Source organism: Actinokineospora auranticolor (assembly GCF_002934265.1).
GTDB classification, from domain to species: Bacteria; Actinomycetota; Actinomycetes; order Mycobacteriales; family Pseudonocardiaceae; genus Actinokineospora; species Actinokineospora auranticolor.
The window spans coordinates 71,886-88,453 of the sequence record NZ_PTIX01000016.1 but is presented as its reverse complement, the minus strand read 5'-3'; the positions used below and the strand labels follow the sequence as shown (position 1 = coordinate 88,453).

Below are 16,568 nucleotides of genomic sequence, written 5' to 3'. Positions count from 1 at the left end.
ATTCGCACGCTTGGAGCGCGCATGTCCGTACGCCGTTTGCACCTCAACGCCTTCCTCATGGGGGTGGGTCACCACGAGGCCGCCTGGCGGCACCCGGTCACCGACCCGGCCCGCCTGGGCGACGTCCGCCACTACCAGGAGCTGGCCCGGATCGCCGAGGCAGGCGGGTTCGACTCGGTGTTCCTCGCCGACGGCGTGCAGGTCTGGGGCGACGTCGAGCACACGGCGGCGCACGTGTTCGAGCCGCTCACGCTGCTGACCGCGATGGCGGCGGTGACCTCGCGGGTCGGGTTGATCGCCACGGTGTCCACCGGCTACAGCGAGCCGTACAACCTGGCCCGCTGGTTCGCCTCGCTCGACCACATCAGCGGTGGTCGCGCGGGGTGGAACATCGTCACGACCGCGGGCGACCGGTCCGCGCAGAACTTCTCCCTGCCCGGCGCGCCCGACCACGCCGAGCGCTACGAGCGCGCGGACGAGTACCTGCGGGTGGTCACGGCACTGTGGGACAGCTGGGCCGACGACGCGGTCCTGGCCGACCGGGAGACCGGGCGCTTCGTCGATCCGGCCAAGGTCCGGGAGATCGGCCACGAGGGCCGCTTCCACCGGGTGCGCGGCCCGCTCAACTCGACCCGGTCGCCGCAGGGCCACCCGCTGCTGGTGCAGGCCGGGTCGTCGGAGGACGGGAAGGCGTTCGCCGCGCGGTGGGCCGAGGCGGTGTTCACCGCGCACCAGACCGTCGAGTCGGCGCGGAAGTTCTACGCCGACCTGAAGGGCAGGCTGGCCGGGCACGGTCGCGGCGCGGATTCGGTGAAGGTGCTGCCGGGGGTGGTGCCGGTGCTCGGGTCTACGGAGGAGGAAGCGAACCGCCTGGCCCGTGAACTCGACGAGTTGATCGTGCCCGCGCGGGCGGTGGCGCAGGTGTCGGAGATGCTGGGGTTCGACCTGTCCGGGCACCCGCTCGACCGGCCGCTGCCGCCGCTGCCGGTGACCGGGGTGAACGGCGCGCAGAGCCGGTTCGCGCTGGTCCGGGACCTGGTCGAGCGGGAGAACCCGACGCTGCGCGAGCTGCTGTCGCGGCTGGGCGGCGGACGCGGCCACACCGTCGTCGTGGGCACGCCGGAGCGGATCGCCGACCACATCGAGCTGTGGTTCACCACCGGGGCGGCCGACGGGTTCAACGTCATGGCCCCGCTGCTGCCCTCCGGTCTGACCGAGTTCGTCGACACCGTCCTGCCGATCCTGCGGCGGCGCGGCCTGTTCCGCGACGACTACACCGGCACGACCCTGCGCGAGCACTACGGACTCGCCCGCCCCGCCGACGGCTTCGCCGACCTCGCCTCCGCCGTCTGACGGCGCCGTCCACCCTTTTCCCACCACAGAAGGACATCGAAGTGCGCACCACATCCAGAAGGGCTTTCCTCGGCCTCACCGCGCTCGGCGCGACCGCGCTCGTCACCGCGTGCGGGCGCGGCGAGGCGGCGGGCGGCGCCGAGACCAAGAAGCTGCGCTACCAGGGCTGGGTCGGACAGGTCACGCTGCCCGAGCTGGCCAAGGACCTCGGGTACCTGGGCGACCTGGAGCTGGAGTGGGTCGGCAACACCACCAGCGGCCCGCAGGACATCCAGTCCGCGGCCACCGGCCAGGTCGACTTCGGCGGCGCGTTCAACGGCGCGGTGGTGAAGCTGGTGGCGAGCAAGGCGCCGATCGTGTCGGTGATCAGCTACTACGGCTCCGACAAGGACTCCTACACGGGCTACTTCGTCCTGGACTCCAGCCCGATCCGCACGCCCGCCGACCTGGTCGCGTCCGGTGCGAAGGTCGGGATGAACACCCTCGGCGCGCACGCGGAGGCCATCCTGGACACCTACCTGGAGCTCGCCGGGATCGCCGGCGACGAGGCGAAGAAGGTCGAGCGGCTGGCGCTGCCGCCGGTCAACACCGAGCAATCGCTGCGGCAGCGCCAGATCCAGGTGGCGGCGCTGAGCGGGATCCTGCGCGACAAGGCACTGGCGGCGGGCGGGCTGCGGCCGCTGTTCACCGACTTCGAGCTGCTGGGCCCGTTCAGCGCGGGCACCTACGTGATGACGAAGCGGTTCGTCCAGGAGAACCCGAACACCACGACCACCTTCGTCACCGGGGTCGCCAAGGCTCTCGATTGGTCGCGGGATACCCCGCGCGAGCAGGTGATCGCCCGGATGCGGGACATCGTGGCCAAGCGCGGTCGGTCCGAGGACTCCGGGCCGCTGGCGTTCTGGAAGTCCTTCGGCGTGGCCGAGCGGGGCGGGGTGATCCGCGACCAGGAGTTCGCGCTGTGGTTGGACTGGCTGGGCAAGCGCGGTGACGTCGAGGCCGGGTCGCTCAAGCCGTCCGACCTGTACACCAACCAGTACAACAAGTCGGGGCAGGCGGGCGGATGAGCACCGCGAAGATCGAGTTCCGGGGTGTCGGCAAGACCTTCGCGGTGCGCGAGGCGGGCGGCACCGGCACGTTCACCGCGCTCGACGGGATCGACCTGACCGTGGCACCCGGCGAGTTCCTGGCGGTGGTCGGGCCCAGCGGCTGCGGGAAGTCGACGCTGCTGGAACTGCTTGCCGGACTGACGAAGCCGACCAGCGGGCAGGTGCTGGTCGACGGGAAACCGGTCACCGGGCCGGGTCTCGACCGGGGCATCGTGTTCCAGCAGTACGCGCTGCTGCCGTGGCGGACCGCGCTGGGCAACGTCGAGTTCGGTCTGGAGGCCACCGGCGTGCCCCGCCGCGAGCGGGCCGCGCGGGCCCGGGACTTCCTCGACCTGGTCGGCCTGACCGGGTTCGAGCGCCGCTACCCGCACGAGCTCTCCGGCGGCATGCGCCAGCGGGTCGCCATCGCGCGCAGCCTCGCCTACGACCCGGACGTGCTGCTGATGGACGAGCCGTTCGCGGCGCTGGACGCGCAGACCCGCGAGTCGCTGCAGGAGGAGCTGCTGCGGATCTGGGAGCGCACCGGCAAGACGGTCGTGTTCATCACCCACGGCATCGACGAGGCCGTGTACCTCGGTCAGCGGGTCGCGGTGATGACCTCGCAGCCGGGGCGGATCAAGCAGGTGCGGCCGATCGGGCTCGACAGCCGCGCGGCGGGCGCGGACACCCGGTCCACGCCCGAGTTCGCCGGGTACCGGCACGACATCTGGACGCTGCTGCGCGACGAGGTCGCCCGCTCGCGCGAGAAGGAGAGGGCCGCGCTGTGACCACCACCGAGCTACCATCCACAGTGGATATACCCGCGCCCGCGACCCCCGCCCCGGCCAGGCGACCCGGTGGCCTGGTCCGCCTGCGCCGCCTGGCAGGCGCGGTCGTGACCCGCACCGCCGCGATCGCCGCGCTCCTGCTGCTGTGGGAGCTGGCGCCCCGCTTCGAGCTGGTCGACCCGACGTTCCTGCCGCCGTTCAGCGAGGTCGCGGTGGCCTGGTGGGAGCTGCTGCTCGACGGCGAGCTGACCACGCACCTGGAGGCCAGCCTGGTGCGGGCGCTGAGCGGGTTCGGCTTGGCCGTGCTGGTCGCGGTGCCGCTCGGGCTGCTGATCGGGTGGTACAAACGGGTGTCGGACATCCTGGGGCCGTTGCTGGAGGTGTTCCGCAACACCGCCGCGCTCGCGCTGCTGCCGGTGTTCGTGCTGCTGCTCGGCATCGGTGAGACCTCGAAGATCGCCATCGTGCTCTACGCCTGCGCGTGGCCGATCCTGCTCAACACGATCAGCGCGGTCCGCACGGTCGACCCGACGCTGGTGAAGCTGGCCCGGTCGATGGACCTGCCGCCGCCGCGGGTGTTCCAGAAGGTGGTGCTGCCCGCCGCCGTGCCGACGGTGTTCACCGGCATCCGGCTGGCGGGCGCGGTGTCGATCCTGGTGCTGGTGGCCGCCGAGATGGTCGGCGCCAAGGCCGGGTTGGGTCAGCTGATCAACGCGTCGCAGTACAACTTCGCCGTGCCGCGGATGTACGCCGGGATCGTCACGCTCTCGGTGTTCGGCGTGCTGTTCAACCAGGCGCTCGTCGCCGTCGAGCGCCGCTTCACGTCCTGGCGCGTCCCCACCTCATGACCGACCGGAGGACTCATGACCACCCTCGACACCGATGTGCTCGTGGTCGGCGGCGGCCCCGCGGCCACCTGGGCAGCCCTGCGCGCGGCCCAGCGGGGCGCGGACGTCGTCCTGGCCGACAAGGGCTACTGCGGCACCAGCGGCGCGACCGCGTCGGCGGGTACCGGCGTCTGGTACGTGCCGCCGGACCCGGAGGCCCGCGAGGCCGCGATGGCCGCGCGGGAGGGGCTCGGCGGCTACCTCGCCGACCGCCGCTGGATGGGGCGGGTGCTCGACCAGACGTACGCGCAGATGAACGAACTGGCCGAGGTGGCCCGCTACCCGTTCCCCACCGGCCCGGACGGGGCGCCGCTGCGCACCGGGTTGCAGGGGCCGGAGTACATGCGGCGCATGCGGGTCCTGGTGCGCCGGGCGGGGGTGCGGGTGCTCGACCACAGCCCGGTGCGCGAGTTGCTGGTCGACCGCGACGGCGCGGTGGCGGGTGCGGTCGGACACCGGCGGCAGGAGGGCGCGGACTACCGGGTGCGGTCGGGCGCGGTGGTGCTGGCCACGGGCGGGTGCGCCTTCCTGAGCAAGGCGTTGGGGTGTGACGTCAACACCGGGGACGGGGCGCTGTTCGCCGCCGAGGTGGGCGCGGAGCTGTCGGGCATGGAGTTCTCCAACGCGTACGGCATCGCCCCCGAGCACACCTCGGTGACCAAGACCGCGTTCTACTCGTACGCCACGTTCAGCCGCGCCGACGGGGAGGTGCTGGAGGGCGCGGGCAGCGCGCGCGGTCGGTCGGTGATCGCCCGGACCCTGTTGTCGGAGAAGGTGTTCTGCGTGCTCGACCGCGCCGACGAGCCGACGAGACGGGCGATGCGGCTGGCGCAGCCGAACTTCTTCCTGACCTTCGACCGGCTGGGCATCGACCCGTTCACCCAGCGGTTCGCCGTGACGCTGCTGGCCGAGGGCACGGTGCGCGGCACGGGCGGCATCCGGATCACCGGCGACGACTGCGCCACCACCGTCGTGGGACTCTACGCGGCGGGCGACGCGGCCACCCGTGAGCCGATCTGCGGGGGTTTCACCGGCGGCGGCAGCCACAACGCCGCGTGGGCGATGTCCTCGGGTGCCTGGGCGGGGGCGGGCGCGGCGGCCTTCGCGCTCGCGGAGGGGCGTCACCGGGACCGTCCGGTCCGCGCGGCGGGCGGGGCCGGGTTGCGGCCCACCGGATTCGGCGCCGCGCCGTCGGCCGCCGAGGCGATCCGGTTGGTGCAGCGGGAAGTGCTGCCGTACGACATCAACTACCTGCGCCACGGCGACCGGCTGCGCGCGGCCCTGTCCGAACTGGATGGTGTGTGGACCGCGCTGCGGGAACACGCCTTCGCGGACGGTTCCGGGGCTGGGCGCCTGCGCTCCGCCGCCGCGATGACCGCGCACGCCCGGTGGATGTACCACTCCGCGCTGACCCGCACCGAGAGCCGGGGCATGGCCAAGCGGCTCGACTTCCCCGAGCAGGACCCGACCCAGCACCACCGCGTGCTCAGCGGGGGCCTGGACCGCGTCCGGACCTGGACGGAGGCCGTCGCGTGATCGAACTCCTCGACCCGGAACGCTGCGTGTCGTGCGACAAGTGCGTCAAGGTGTGTCCCACCGACGTGTTCGACCTCGGTGCCGACGGCGTGCCGGTCATCGCGCGCCAGTCGGACTGCCAGACCTGCTTCCAGTGCGAGGCGAACTGCCCGACGGACGCCCTCTACGTCGCCCCGCACACCACGCCGCTGCCGCCGGGTTCCCCGGAGCACGACGTGGCGCACCTGGTCGAGACGGGTCTGCTCGGCAGCTACCGGGCGCACCTCGGCTGGGGTCGGGGCCGAACTCCCGGCGCCGCGCTCGCCGTCGGCCCCAGCCTCACGCCCAGCGGTCCCAGGCTCATCTCCTGAGGGACTGTGGCGGCGGACCAGGTGCCCTCCCCTTGGTCCGCCGCCACTCCACCGCGCCCGTCACGGCAGGGCCAGGCCGTCGAGGACGATCGTGATGGCGCGGTCGCGGGTGTCGGGTGGGGTGGGCGCGGTGGCGCAGGCCTGGGCCAGGGCGCGGATGAGCAGGTAGACCTCGTCGATCGTGACCGACTCCCGCACGGCACCGGCCGCCTGGGCGCGGTGGAGGAAGTCGCCGACCGCGGTCTTCAGGTGCTTGGCGGCCCGCATGGCCGCGGCGGGGGTCTGGGTGCGGTCGGACAGGGTCGCCGCGAGGGTCAGTTTGGTGGCGCCGGTCTCGATCAGCGCGCGGACGAGCGCCCGCCACGCTTCAGCCGGGTCGGGGTGGTCGGCGAGGGCGCGGGCCCGCTCGCCCAGCCGCTCGTAGTGGCGGAGCAGGGCGGACTCGATCAGGGCGTCCTTGGTGGGGAAGTGCCGGAAGACGGTCGCGATGCCGACGCCCGCGCGCTGGGCCACCTCCTCGGTCGACCCGGCCGCGCCCCGCGTGCCGAACACGTCCTCGGCCGCCGCCAGGATCCGCTCCCGGTTCTCCCGCGCGTCCTGGCGCATGGCCCTCCTCGTGATTCGCCCGTGTGGAGCAGGGTAACCGGAGCGGGGACTTCGGTAGGCTAACCAGAGTCCAGACTCCGCTTACCCGTCCTGGGGGATGAGATGCCACGAACTCCCACCGAAGTCGTCCGCGCCGTCACCGCGGAGGTCTCCCGCCTGATCTCCGGTGGCCTCACTGACCGGGAGCAGGCCGCCGCGTTCGACGAGTTGGCCGGGCTGTACGCCGAAGACACCGACGTCCGCCACCCGTTCGCCCCGCTCGGCGACACCCCGCTGCGCACCCGGGCCGAAGTGCGCGCGCACTTCGTCGGCGCCCCCGACCGCACCCCCGCCGTCGACCGGTTCGAGGTCGTCGACCAGGTGGTCCACCGCACCGACGACCCCGAGGTGGTGATCCAGGAGTTCAGCTACGCCATCACCCGAGACGGCCGCGACTTCACCCTGCCCTGCGTCTTCATCACCCGGGTCCGCGACGGCCTGATCGTCGAGTCCCGCGACTACGCCCACCACCTGGCGGGCGCCCGCGCCTTCGGCCGCCTTGACGAACTCCTGGACAACCTGGCCACCGAGGGCTGATCAGCTCCGGTCGCCGACCACGAGGTCGTAGACGACCTCGACGGCGAGCCCGTCGGACCCGCCCTTGATCCGCAACTCGTGCGGCCCGGGCGCGGGCGGCTCGATCTCGAACCAGAGGCCGCAGCCGCAACCGCGGTGGTCGCCCGCCTCGTCGTAGATCGCGCTGCCCTCGACGGCGCGCACGGTGAGGCGGGTCGGCCCGGTCCGCCGCAGGGTGACCGGCGCGCCGTCGAGGGTGACGGTGCCCTCGGCGGCGTCGAGGAAGTCGCGGCAGTCCTCCGGGGTGCTGACCAGGTTGACCGCCGGACCGACCAGTGCTCGACCGGCGGGGACCACGCACCGGCGGTGGGCCTTGCCGCCGAAGGTGCCCGCGACGAACCACAGGTCGTCCGGTTGGTTGACGTGGCATTGGGTGCCGACGAGGTCACTGACCGGGTCGGACCCGCTCGGCCGGGACGCCGCCCAACTCCACCAGCGGCCCTGCGTCTCGGCCAGGTCGATCGGCGCGCGCACGGCACCGCTCACCCCGGGTGACGGGACCGGCTGCCCGTCCGTCGCGCACCCGGCCGCGAGCACCCCGAAGGCCACCGCGGCGGCGGCCCACCATCGCCACACCATGTCCACTTCCCCAGACAGCGCCCGGACCTCCGAGAACGAGGTCGACGGCCGGAGTGTAAGGAGACCCGAGCCCGCGCGGGATGAGACCAGGCACACGGCACGGATCGTGAGCATCCGGTCGCCCTACGACTTCCTCGTCGCGGAAGCGAAGCGACTCGGCGTGCTCTGCCGTGTCGCCACTGCCAAAGGCCACAGTGGACAGGGTGAGCACAGCCCTCGGCCGCCGCCCACCGTGCCGATCCCGAGACTCGTCTCGGTCTCACGCGGTGAAGGCGTCCCACTCCAGGTTCTCGATCTTCGTGAGGTACGCCAGACGGGCGGGCTTGTCGGCCGCCACCCACACCTCGCGCGCGGTCGCCGTTTCGGCTGTCTCGCCCGGTCCGGGGTTCGGTCCGCCGAAGGCGAGCAGCCCGTCCGCCGCGTACAGGCGATGGCCGCGGGCGGGCCAGCGCCAATCAGGCATCGGCAGCGGGTGCACCGGCGCCACGATCCCCTCCCACTGTGCCTGCGACACAACGCAGGCACAGGCACCGAACGCCGAGCCCATCACCGCCTCGAACACCGCGACGTGGAGCAGGAACGTCGACAGCGGCTCGCCCGTGGGCTGCCACACCGCGCCGTCGACGTTCTCCCGGTCATAGACCGGCGGGTCGTCACCGTCGGCATCGATCGCCCACGACCACGCCCCCTGGTTCTCCTCCCAGAAGACCAGCTTGCCGTCCTCGAGCCAAGGCTCGCTCAGCACGCGGTTCTGGGTGGCGACCGGCGTCGACCAGCGAGAGGTCACCTCGAACCAGTCGCGCAGCGGCCCAGGAGCGCGGCTGCCGTCAAGCACGGACTGCCGGTCCGGTGGGCCATACCAGCGGGTCAGGAACCGCGCCAGGCTGTCGCCGTCGACAGGGAAAAGTTCACGCACGGCCGGAGTCTCGCAGATCAGCGGTGGCCCGCGGCCCGGTCGATGGCGGCTTCGACGCGGTCGGCGAGGAGGCCGACGGCGCCGACGGCGCGGCTGATGGGGTCGTCGGTGCCGCCGCCGAGGGCTTGGGTGCGGAGGTAGGCCTTCTTCACTTCCGACCAACGTTCGGCCTGGTCCGGGGTCAGGCGGCCGCGGATCTCGGCCAGTTTCAGGAGGTTGGCCTCGGCGCCCGCGGTCAGGGTCTGGGCCTCGCCGCGGTAGTGGTCGTCGATGACGGCCTCCAGCTCGTCCTCGTTCATCGCCGGGACGATGCGCTCGGCCAGCTTGTTCATGTTCCGGTAGGAACCCTGGAGGCCGAACGGCGGTTCCGTGCGGGACGGGTCCGCCTGGGCGGCCGAGGCGATGTAGGCGCGGTTGTTGTCCAGCACCACCCGCTGGACGCGGAGGAGTTTGCGCAGGACCGAGAGGATTTGCTCGACCTCGACGCCGGAGTACGGGTGGGCCAGCTGGTCCGCCCGGGCGCCGTCATCGCCCTGGGCCAAGCGGACGAACAACTCCACATCGGACCGCTCGCGGGTCGACAGCGGGGCCAGGACCGGGTTCGAGGTGAGCGAGTTCTCCACGTAGCTCAGCGCGAACAACTCTTCCCGGCCCGACAGCACGTCACCCAGGTTCCACACGTCCGCGCGGTTGGACAACATGTCCGGGACGCGGAAGCGCTTACCGGACTCGGTGTACGGGTTGCCCGCCATGCACACCGCGAATCGCTTGCCGCGCATGTCGTACGTCCGGGTGCGCCCGTTCCACACCCCCTCGACGCGCCGCTGGGCGTCGCACAGGGAGATGAACTTCTGCAGCAGTTCCGGGTTGGTGTGCTGGATGTCGTCGACGTACAGCAGCGCGTTGTTGCCCAGCTCCAGCGCGAAATTGATCTTCTCGACCTCTTGCCGGGCCGTGGCATTGGGCGCGTCGGCCGGGTCGAACGACGTCACGCCGTGGCCCAGCGCCGGGCCGTTGACCTTGACGAAGACCAGGCCGAGGCGGTTCGCGACGTACTCCATCAGCGTCGTCTTGCCGTAGCCGGGCGGCGAGATCAGCAGCAGCAGGCCCATCTGGTCGGTGCGCTTGTCCACTCCGGACGCGCCGAGCTGCTTGGCCAGGTTGTCGCCGATCAGCGGCAGGTAGACCTCGTCGAGCAACCGGTTGCGGACGAACGCGCTCATCACCTTCGGCCGGTACTCGTCCAGCCGCAGCCGCCGCTTCTCCGCGGCGACCAGCTCGTTGCGCCTGCGCTGGTAGTCGCGGAAGCCGGGGACGCGCTCCAGCCGGAACCGCCGGGTGCGGTCCAGCAGGTCGTCCAGCCGCACGGGCAGCGCGCGGTCGACGACCCGGGGGTGCGCGCCGAGCAGGCCGTCGACCCGCTCGGCCAACGCCGCGGACGAGTCGTGCCGGGCCAGCAGGTCACCGCACAGCTCCAGCGCCACCGCTTCTGGAAGGTCCACATCGGACATGTCGGTGGTCGCGAGGAACGCGCCCAACCACGCCGAGACCAGCTGGTGGCGCGCGTCGAGGTCGTCGCCGAGCGCGCGCAGGTCCTCGGCGTACGAGGTGTCCTTACCGCCGAGGGCGCGGTGGAACCGCTCGACCACGGTCCGCGCGCCCGCGCTGGTGACGAACCCGAACGGCGCGGACGCGAGTTCCTCGAACAGGTACTCCCCCACGGCCGCGTCGGGCGCGACCCGCAGGAAACCCGCCACCGCCGTGGTCAGTTCCCCGCACAGCTCGGCGATCGCGGCGGGCGGACCGAAGGCCGCGCGGGCCCTGGCCAGCGAGGACGCCCGCACCGACCACCGGTCCCTGGCGGCGGACTCCGCGCCGAACGCCCAGAACAGCTGCGCGGCGGCGCGAGCGGCGGGCGGGTAGCGCAGCAGACCCGCGCCCGCGTGCAGCCGCAGCAGGACGTCCAGGATCAGGGCCGCGTCGTGGTCGTGCACACCGCGCTCGTAGCCCTCGTCGTACCGCGACTCGGCGGCGGCGCGCACGGCCGCGAGCAGACCGCCGGACTCGACGGCCGCCGCGTGCAGCGCGTCCAGGTCACCGGTGGTCAGGATCGCGGCGGCCAGGTGCTCGGCGCGGTAGACCTCGGGCGACTCGGAGACCAGCAGCTGGTCCCAGTACCCGCGCGTCTGGGCGAAGTCCGGGTCGGTGACGGCCGCGCGGTAGTCCGTGCCGGTCACCGCGAAGGCCATGCCGCCGTCGTGCGGGACCAGGGTCAGGTCGAGCGGCTGGGTGTTGACGGCGAAGGCGTGCTTGCCGAACCGCAGGGTGTCGCCGCCGTCGGTGAACAGGTCGAGCCGGTCGCGCAGCGCGCGCCCCGCCTCCTGCCGGGCGGCCTTGAGCCTGCCCGCGAGCTCCTCGGCCCGCACCTGGTCGCCGATCTCGCGCAGGTCGTCGGTGACCGCGCGCAGCTTGGCGACCATCGGGTCCGAGGCGAAGTAGGTGTTGATGTCGTCCAGCGAGGCCAGAGTAGACAGTCTGCGTTGGACGCTGCCGAGCACCCGGTCCGCCGACTCGACCAGCCGGTCCGCGCGGCGGGCGCGCTCGTCGAGCAGCGCCTGCTTGCGCGAGGAGAACACCTCGTAGACGTCCGAGCGCTTCTCGCCGAGTTCGGTGAGGAAGTCGTCGAACTCGCCGAACCGCGACTCCAGGTTCTCCAGCCGGAGCATGAGCCTGCCGAGCTGGTCGTCGCAGCGCTGCGGCGTGTCGGCGACCGCGAGCGCGCCGGTGACCGCCTGGCCGAGCAGCGCGAACTCGGCCGCGAACTCCGCCCGCCCCTCGGTGGCCAGCAGCTCCCCGCGCCGCGCGGCGAGCGTGGCGCGGGCCCGGTTGACCCCGCCCAGCACCTCGCCGACGCGTTCCAGGATGGCGGTGCGCGCGGTGGCGTCGGCGATGTCGAGCGAACCGACCACGTCGGTGACGATCTCCAGCCCCTCGGCCTGTTCCGCGAGCCGCTCCCCCACCGGTCCGGCCTCGGCCACCGTGCCGATGGCCGCCGCGTCGGCCACGAGCCGGTCGACCTGCTCGTGGTAGCCCGCGAAGGCGTCCGCGCCACCGAGGAAGGCCACCGCTCGCTGCCCGGCGGAGACCAGCTCGGCGGCCAGCTCCGCGGTCAACGAGTCCACTGTGGCCAGATCGAGGTACCGCCGCTCCCGCAGGGTGACGAGCCTGCCCTGGGCCCGCCGCAGGTCCGCGAGCTGGGCGACCCACCCGTCCGCCGACTTCGGCGCCGCGCCGCGCGCGGACCGCACCAGCGCGCCGACCTGGGCACCGGCCTCGGCGAGGGCGTCGGCGGCCTGGCGGGTGAGGGCCTGCACGGTCTCGAACTCGTCGAGCACCTGCTCGGCGGTGGAACGCACCTGGGCCAGCGGTGTGCGCAGGTCACCGAGGTCGGCCTCGCCGAGCCAGTGGTAGTGGTCGAACACGCGCGCGCAGGTCGTGATCAGCGCCTCGAACACCGCGGTCGACGGGGCCATGTCGCCGACCATCTGGGCCACCGACAGGCAGTCGGAGATGCCGCGCACCAGGTCCGCGTTGCCGACCCGCTCCAGCGGCCCGGTGCCGACGGGCCGCGCGGCGGCGTAGGTGTCGGACAGGTAGGGCGTCTGCCAGACCTGCATGGGGTGCACGCGGGTGGGTTCCTCGGACGTCGCGCGGAACACCACGAGGGTGCCGTCGTCGAACAGCGAGTACCCGTGGCAGACCAGCGGGTTGGCCACTTCCTTGCGGATCACGTTGTAGGGCAGCAGAAGCGTGCGGCCCTCCTCGCGGGCGTGGAAGGCGTAGAGGACGTCCTCGCCGTTGGGCGAGCGGATGACGCGCTCGTACTCCAGGCTCGCCACCTCGGTGTCGAACGTCTTGTGCACGCCGGTGGCCAGGTAGTAGCCGCCGGGGAAGATGATCCCCTGGTCCTCGGGGAGCCTGCGGCAGGCCTGGCCGATGCCGTCGAGGCGGACGACCGAGCGGGCGCGGGTGTCGAAGACCAGGTGCCGCCACTCGGTCTCGTTGTAGGGGCGGATCCGGAGGAGGATCAGCGAGCCGACCTCGGCGTAGTACACGTCCGCGTCGGCGAGGCTCTGCAACGGCTCGGCGACCGGTTCGGCGTAGATGCCCTCGCCGGTCTCGGTGTTGTTCTCGACCTTGACGGTCAGGTCGCCGCGCACGGTCTCCACGAAGACCTTGCCCAGGATGGAGATGTGCGGGAACCGGCCGAGCACGTGGTCGTCACGCGTGGTCTCGACCCACTCGAAGTCCTGCGCGGGCGGGAACACGTGGTCGCGTTCGCCGCGGTTGTCCGCATAGGACACCGCGCCGCCGGGGGCGATGTTCCAGCGCAGGACCTTCACGTCCTCGGTGCGCGGCCCGGTCTGGAACACCGCGAGCAGCTTGCCCTCGACGTGCCGCAGCTGCAGCAGCCTGGTCTCGCGGTAGTACCGGTACAGCTCGCCGAAGTCGCGCCGGAAACCCTCCCCGCGCAACAGCTCGGGCAGCTCGTCCGGCCCCGCCGCCTCGAAGCGGAACGCCTCGCCGTCGCGGGCGAAGCGGTGCAGGGAGAACACGTCGTCGACCGAGGTCTCCGGCTTGAGGCCGATGAACACGTTGTAGCCGAACAGCATCAGCCCGTCGACGGAGATGATGTCGCGCGGGACGCAGTTGTTCTCCGTGCGGATCCGCTCGGTGCCGACCAGCCGCAGCTCGGTGCCGCCGAACACGCGCAGCCGGTCGTCGTTGAGCGCCTCGGCCCGCCGGGCCAGCTCGGCGGCCTGCTCGCCGAGCCGGGCCCGCAGGACCTCGTAGGTACCGGCGTCGAGCGCGGGCCCGGTGGTCTCCGTGGTGTCGGTCATCGGGTGCTACAGGCTCGCGGCGAGGGCGGCCACCGGCTTGTCCGCCACCCCTAACCGCTGCGCGTGCCCGAGCAGCTCCCGGAGCTTGCCGGACTCGCCGCCGTCCGAGTTGATCATCTTGAGCAGCAGCGCCGACACGGTCAGGTTCTTCACGTCCTCGCTGCCGAGCGAGCCGAGCAGGCCGCGCAGGTCGTCGGTGAAGCTCGACGAACCGTCCAGCCACGGCCGGGCCAGCGTGCGCGCCGTCTCCGAGTGGTCCAGGAAGCCGTCGACGCTCTTGCCGAGCGACACCGCGCCGACGATCTTGTCGAAGAACATCGACTCGCCGCCGACGATGTCGATGTCGGCCTTCTCCAGCCCGGCGGCCAGCACCATCGCCTGCGCCTCGGCGACCTCGCGCTGCACGTCGATCCCGCGCAGCCGCACCGAGGTGTCCGCCTCCAGCCGGAGCCGGTACTCCTCGTGCTCGCGGGTCGCGTCGTCCATCGCGGCGAGCGCGCCCGCCTTCTCTGACAGGCCCTCGGCCTCGCCCTTGAGCTTCTCCCGGATCGCGGCGGCCTCGACCATCGCCTTCTCGCGGGCGACAGCGGCCTCCGCGCGACCCACCTTCTCGATCGCGGCGGCGTCGCGCTCGCGCACCTGCACCTCGGCGAGCCCGGTCGCGGCGGCCCGGGCCTGCTCGCCCTCGGCGAGCCGGATCTGCGCGCGGGTGTCCAGCTCGGCGGCCTGCTGGCGGGCCTCGGCGAGCACGATCTCCTCGCGGGCCTTGTGCTTGGCGGCGGCCTCGGCCGCCTCCGCGGCCTTGATGTCCTTGACCAGGTTCTCCTGCGCGGCGGCCTCGGCGGCGATCACCAGCGCCTGGCGCCCGCGCTCGGCCTCCTCGACCGCGCGCAGCCGCTTGATGTTCTCCTCCTGCTCGGCCACCGTCCGGTCGACCGCGATCCGCTCCCGGACGACCTCGGCGACGGCGCGCTTCTCGCCCTCGACCTCCTTGTCCTTGGCGATCCGCGACAGCTCGGTCTCGCGCTCGCGGGAGATGACCTCCAGCAGCCGGTCCTTCTCGATCCGCTCGGTCTCGATCGCGATGACCCGCTCGCGGTTCTTCTGCGCGACGGCGATCTCGCGGGCCTGGTTCTCCGCCTGGATGCCGAGCGACTCGTCGGTGCGCAGGTTCGCGCCCTGGGCCTTGAGCCGCTCCTCGGCCTGCACCTTCTGCGTCTCGGCCTCTTCCCGGGCGCGCATGGTGTCGATCTCGCGGCGCTGCTTGATCTCCGCGTCCGCCTGCCTGCGCTCGAGTTCGAGGATGGCCTCCCGGGCGTCGACGTTCTGCCGGGTGATCTCCTTCTCCTCGTTGCGCCGGTACTCGTTGGTGCGCACGTGCTCGACCGCGGTGAGTTCGGTGATCTTGCGGATGCCCTGGGCGTCGAGGATGTTCGCCGCGTCCAGCTGCGCCATCGGCGTCTGCTCCAGGTAGTCGATCGCCGCGTCCTCCAGGCTGTAGCCGTTGAGGTCGGTGCCGATCACCCGGATGATCTGGTCGCGGAACTCGTCGCGCTTGGTGTAGAGGTCGACGAAGTCCAGGTGCTTGCCGACGGTCTTGAGCGCCTCGGAGAACTTCGCGTTGAACAGCACCTGCAACGTCTGCTCGTCGCTGGCCCGCGCGGTGCCGATCGCCTGCGCCACCTTGATGACGTCCTCGACGGTCTTGTTGACCCGCACGAAGAACGTGATCCGGATGTCGGCGCGGATGTTGTCCCGGCAGATCAGCCCCTCGGTGCCCGCCCGGTTGATCTCGATGGTCTTCACCGAGATGTCCATGACCTCGGCCTTGTGCAGCACCGGGAGCACGACCGCGCCGGTGAAGGTCACGTCGACCTTCTTCACCTTCGACACGATCAGCGCCTTGCCCTGGTCGACCTTGCGGAACAGCCTGCCGATCAGGAACAGCAGGACGATGACGACGAGGAGGATGACGCCGAGCAGCACACCCAGCCCGGTGGAGATGACGTCCATGCTTCTAGTCCCTTGGCCGTGGTTGGTCGCGGGGGTCCGCGAGGGGGGTCAGGTCGACCGGGGTGATCCAGAAGAACTCGCCCACCGGGTCGTAGTCGTGGATGACGGCGGTGCTGCCCGCCCGCAGCGGCTCCACTCCGGGCTGCCGGACCTGGATGACGGCGGAGGACCCGTCGACCGAGGTCACCTCGGCCTGCCCGAAGGTCCGGTCCACCGACCCGGTGCGCACGACGCACACCAGCCCGACGAAGTCCGCCCGCTTGGGCCCGGCGTCCTCCGGGAACGCCTTCCGCAACGGGATGACGACAAGCCTGGTGACCAGCAGCGCGACCACCAGCACGACGACCAGGGCCACCGCGCGGGCGATGACCAGGAGGGCGCCCGCGAGGCCGAGGTCGTCGAGGAGCACGCCGGAGACCAGCGCGAGGAACCAGGCCACGACCGTCACCACGGACACGGCGACGGTCAGCGGCACGCCGCCCAGCCCGATGCCGTCGGGGTCCGGGGCACCGGGAAGGTCTATCTCGGACAGCCCGACGAGCACCAGCAGCCAGTAGCCGACGACCACGACGAGCAGGAAGCTGAACAGCACGGCCGGGAAGCTCAACGCCGCCCCGACGAACTCACCCATCCAGCCTCCTCGTCACTGAGGGGAAATTACCCGGTGAACACCTCCCGGGTGGGGGGTTTCGGAAAATTCGCTCAGCAGGCGAAGGATCGGTGGATCGTGTCCGTTTGTTCCGATTTCCCGACGCGGAGAGATCCTGTCCGGTCGCGGTCCGCCAAGGGCGAACGACGCGCTTGCCGCGAATCGGTTTCACGTCATCGAACTGTCCGGAGTGGAGCACCCGGCGCGAGCCGGGCGGAACCACCCGGCTCGCGGGTGCGGGCGAGCCAGGTGGTGGCGTCCGATGGGCGGACGCGGGTGTCGATCGG

Annotated in this window: 13 protein-coding genes; 7 read left to right on the top strand and 6 right to left on the bottom strand. The window is 72.0% G+C overall.

Annotated features, from left to right (window positions below; all coding sequences use genetic code 11):
• Positions 1-21: 21 nt before the first annotated feature.
• Genes CLV40_RS25220 through CLV40_RS25195 form a run of 6 tightly spaced genes read left to right on the top strand, consistent with a single transcriptional unit; the run spans position 22 to position 6,002 of the window.
• A complete protein-coding gene (locus CLV40_RS25220) occupies positions 22-1,353 on the top strand; it encodes an LLM class flavin-dependent oxidoreductase (protein ID WP_104481467.1) in 1,332 nt (443 codons plus the stop codon).
• Positions 1,354-1,394: 41 nt separating this feature from the next.
• Entirely contained in the window at positions 1,395-2,420 is a 1,026-nt protein-coding gene (locus CLV40_RS25215; RefSeq protein ID WP_104481466.1) for an ABC transporter substrate-binding protein, read from the top strand.
• Positions 2,417-3,229, top strand: a complete 813-nt coding sequence (locus CLV40_RS25210) for an ABC transporter ATP-binding protein (RefSeq protein ID WP_104481465.1) — start codon at positions 2,417-2,419, stop codon at positions 3,227-3,229. The genes CLV40_RS25215 and CLV40_RS25210 overlap by 4 nt, the downstream gene beginning before the upstream one ends.
• The gene (locus CLV40_RS25205; RefSeq protein ID WP_374065056.1) at positions 3,226-4,077 is read left to right on the top strand and encodes an ABC transporter permease; all 852 of its coding nucleotides are present in this window, start codon (positions 3,226-3,228) and stop codon (positions 4,075-4,077) included. Before CLV40_RS25210 ends, CLV40_RS25205 begins: the two co-directional genes overlap by 4 nt.
• Before the next feature lie 15 nt (positions 4,078-4,092).
• Positions 4,093-5,652, top strand: a complete 1,560-nt coding sequence (locus CLV40_RS25200) for an FAD-dependent oxidoreductase (protein WP_104481464.1) — start codon at positions 4,093-4,095, stop codon at positions 5,650-5,652.
• Positions 5,649-6,002, top strand: coding sequence for a 4Fe-4S dicluster domain-containing protein (locus CLV40_RS25195; protein WP_104481463.1), 354 nt, complete (start codon positions 5,649-5,651; stop codon positions 6,000-6,002). Before CLV40_RS25200 ends, CLV40_RS25195 begins: the two co-directional genes overlap by 4 nt.
• Positions 6,003-6,062: 60 nt before the next feature.
• On the opposite strand, the gene CLV40_RS25190 is transcribed toward CLV40_RS25195, so the two are convergent.
• Entirely contained in the window at positions 6,063-6,608 is a 546-nt protein-coding gene (locus CLV40_RS25190; RefSeq protein ID WP_104481462.1) for a TetR/AcrR family transcriptional regulator, read from the bottom strand.
• Between the two features lie 102 nt (positions 6,609-6,710).
• Here CLV40_RS25190 and CLV40_RS25185 point away from each other — a divergent pair, with 102 nt between their 5' ends.
• Positions 6,711-7,184, top strand: coding sequence for a nuclear transport factor 2 family protein (locus tag CLV40_RS25185; RefSeq protein ID WP_104481461.1), 474 nt, complete (start codon positions 6,711-6,713; stop codon positions 7,182-7,184).
• On the opposite strand, the gene CLV40_RS25180 is transcribed toward CLV40_RS25185, so the two are convergent.
• The 5 genes from CLV40_RS25180 to CLV40_RS25160 all read right to left on the bottom strand — a co-directional run bounded on the left by CLV40_RS25180 (position 7,185) and on the right by CLV40_RS25160 (position 16,263).
• A complete protein-coding gene (locus CLV40_RS25180; RefSeq protein WP_146108235.1) occupies positions 7,185-7,802 on the bottom strand; it encodes a signal protein in 618 nt (205 codons plus the stop codon). It lies immediately after the preceding gene.
• Between the two features lie 259 nt (positions 7,803-8,061).
• Positions 8,062-8,718 (bottom strand): hypothetical protein, encoded by a 657-nt coding sequence (locus CLV40_RS25175; RefSeq protein WP_104481459.1) that lies wholly within the window; start codon positions 8,716-8,718, stop codon positions 8,062-8,064.
• A 17-nt stretch (positions 8,719-8,735) separates the two neighbouring features.
• Positions 8,736-13,619, bottom strand: coding sequence for a DNA repair ATPase (locus CLV40_RS25170; RefSeq protein WP_104481458.1), 4,884 nt, complete (start codon positions 13,617-13,619; stop codon positions 8,736-8,738).
• Between the two features lie 6 nt (positions 13,620-13,625).
• Positions 13,626-15,632, bottom strand: a complete 2,007-nt coding sequence (locus tag CLV40_RS25165) for a hypothetical protein (protein WP_104481457.1) — start codon at positions 15,630-15,632, stop codon at positions 13,626-13,628.
• A gap of 4 nt (positions 15,633-15,636) precedes the next feature.
• A complete protein-coding gene (locus CLV40_RS25160; RefSeq protein ID WP_104481456.1) occupies positions 15,637-16,263 on the bottom strand; it encodes a hypothetical protein in 627 nt (208 codons plus the stop codon).
• Positions 16,264-16,568: the final 305 nt, after the last annotated feature.

Excerpts from the sequence above, each read along its gene's own strand:
- CLV40_RS25220 (WP_104481467.1), top strand. The coding sequence starts at position 22 with ATGTCCGTACGCCGTTTGCACCTCAACGCCTTCCTCATGGGGGTGGGT.
- CLV40_RS25210 (WP_104481465.1), top strand. The coding sequence starts at position 2,417 with ATGAGCACCGCGAAGATCGAGTTCCGGGGTGTCGGCAAGACCTTCGCG.
- CLV40_RS25200 (WP_104481464.1), top strand. The coding sequence starts at position 4,093 with ATGACCACCCTCGACACCGATGTGCTCGTGGTCGGCGGCGGCCCCGCG.
- CLV40_RS25190 (WP_104481462.1), bottom strand. The coding sequence starts at position 6,608 with ATGCGCCAGGACGCGCGGGAGAACCGGGAGCGGATCCTGGCGGCGGCC.
- CLV40_RS25185 (WP_104481461.1), top strand. The coding sequence starts at position 6,711 with ATGCCACGAACTCCCACCGAAGTCGTCCGCGCCGTCACCGCGGAGGTC.
- CLV40_RS25180 (WP_146108235.1), bottom strand. The coding sequence starts at position 7,802 with ATGGTGTGGCGATGGTGGGCCGCCGCCGCGGTGGCCTTCGGGGTGCTC.
- CLV40_RS25170 (WP_104481458.1), bottom strand. The coding sequence starts at position 13,619 with ATGACCGACACCACGGAGACCACCGGGCCCGCGCTCGACGCCGGTACC.
- CLV40_RS25165 (WP_104481457.1), bottom strand. The coding sequence starts at position 15,632 with ATGGACGTCATCTCCACCGGGCTGGGTGTGCTGCTCGGCGTCATCCTC.
- CLV40_RS25160 (WP_104481456.1), bottom strand. The coding sequence starts at position 16,263 with ATGGGTGAGTTCGTCGGGGCGGCGTTGAGCTTCCCGGCCGTGCTGTTC.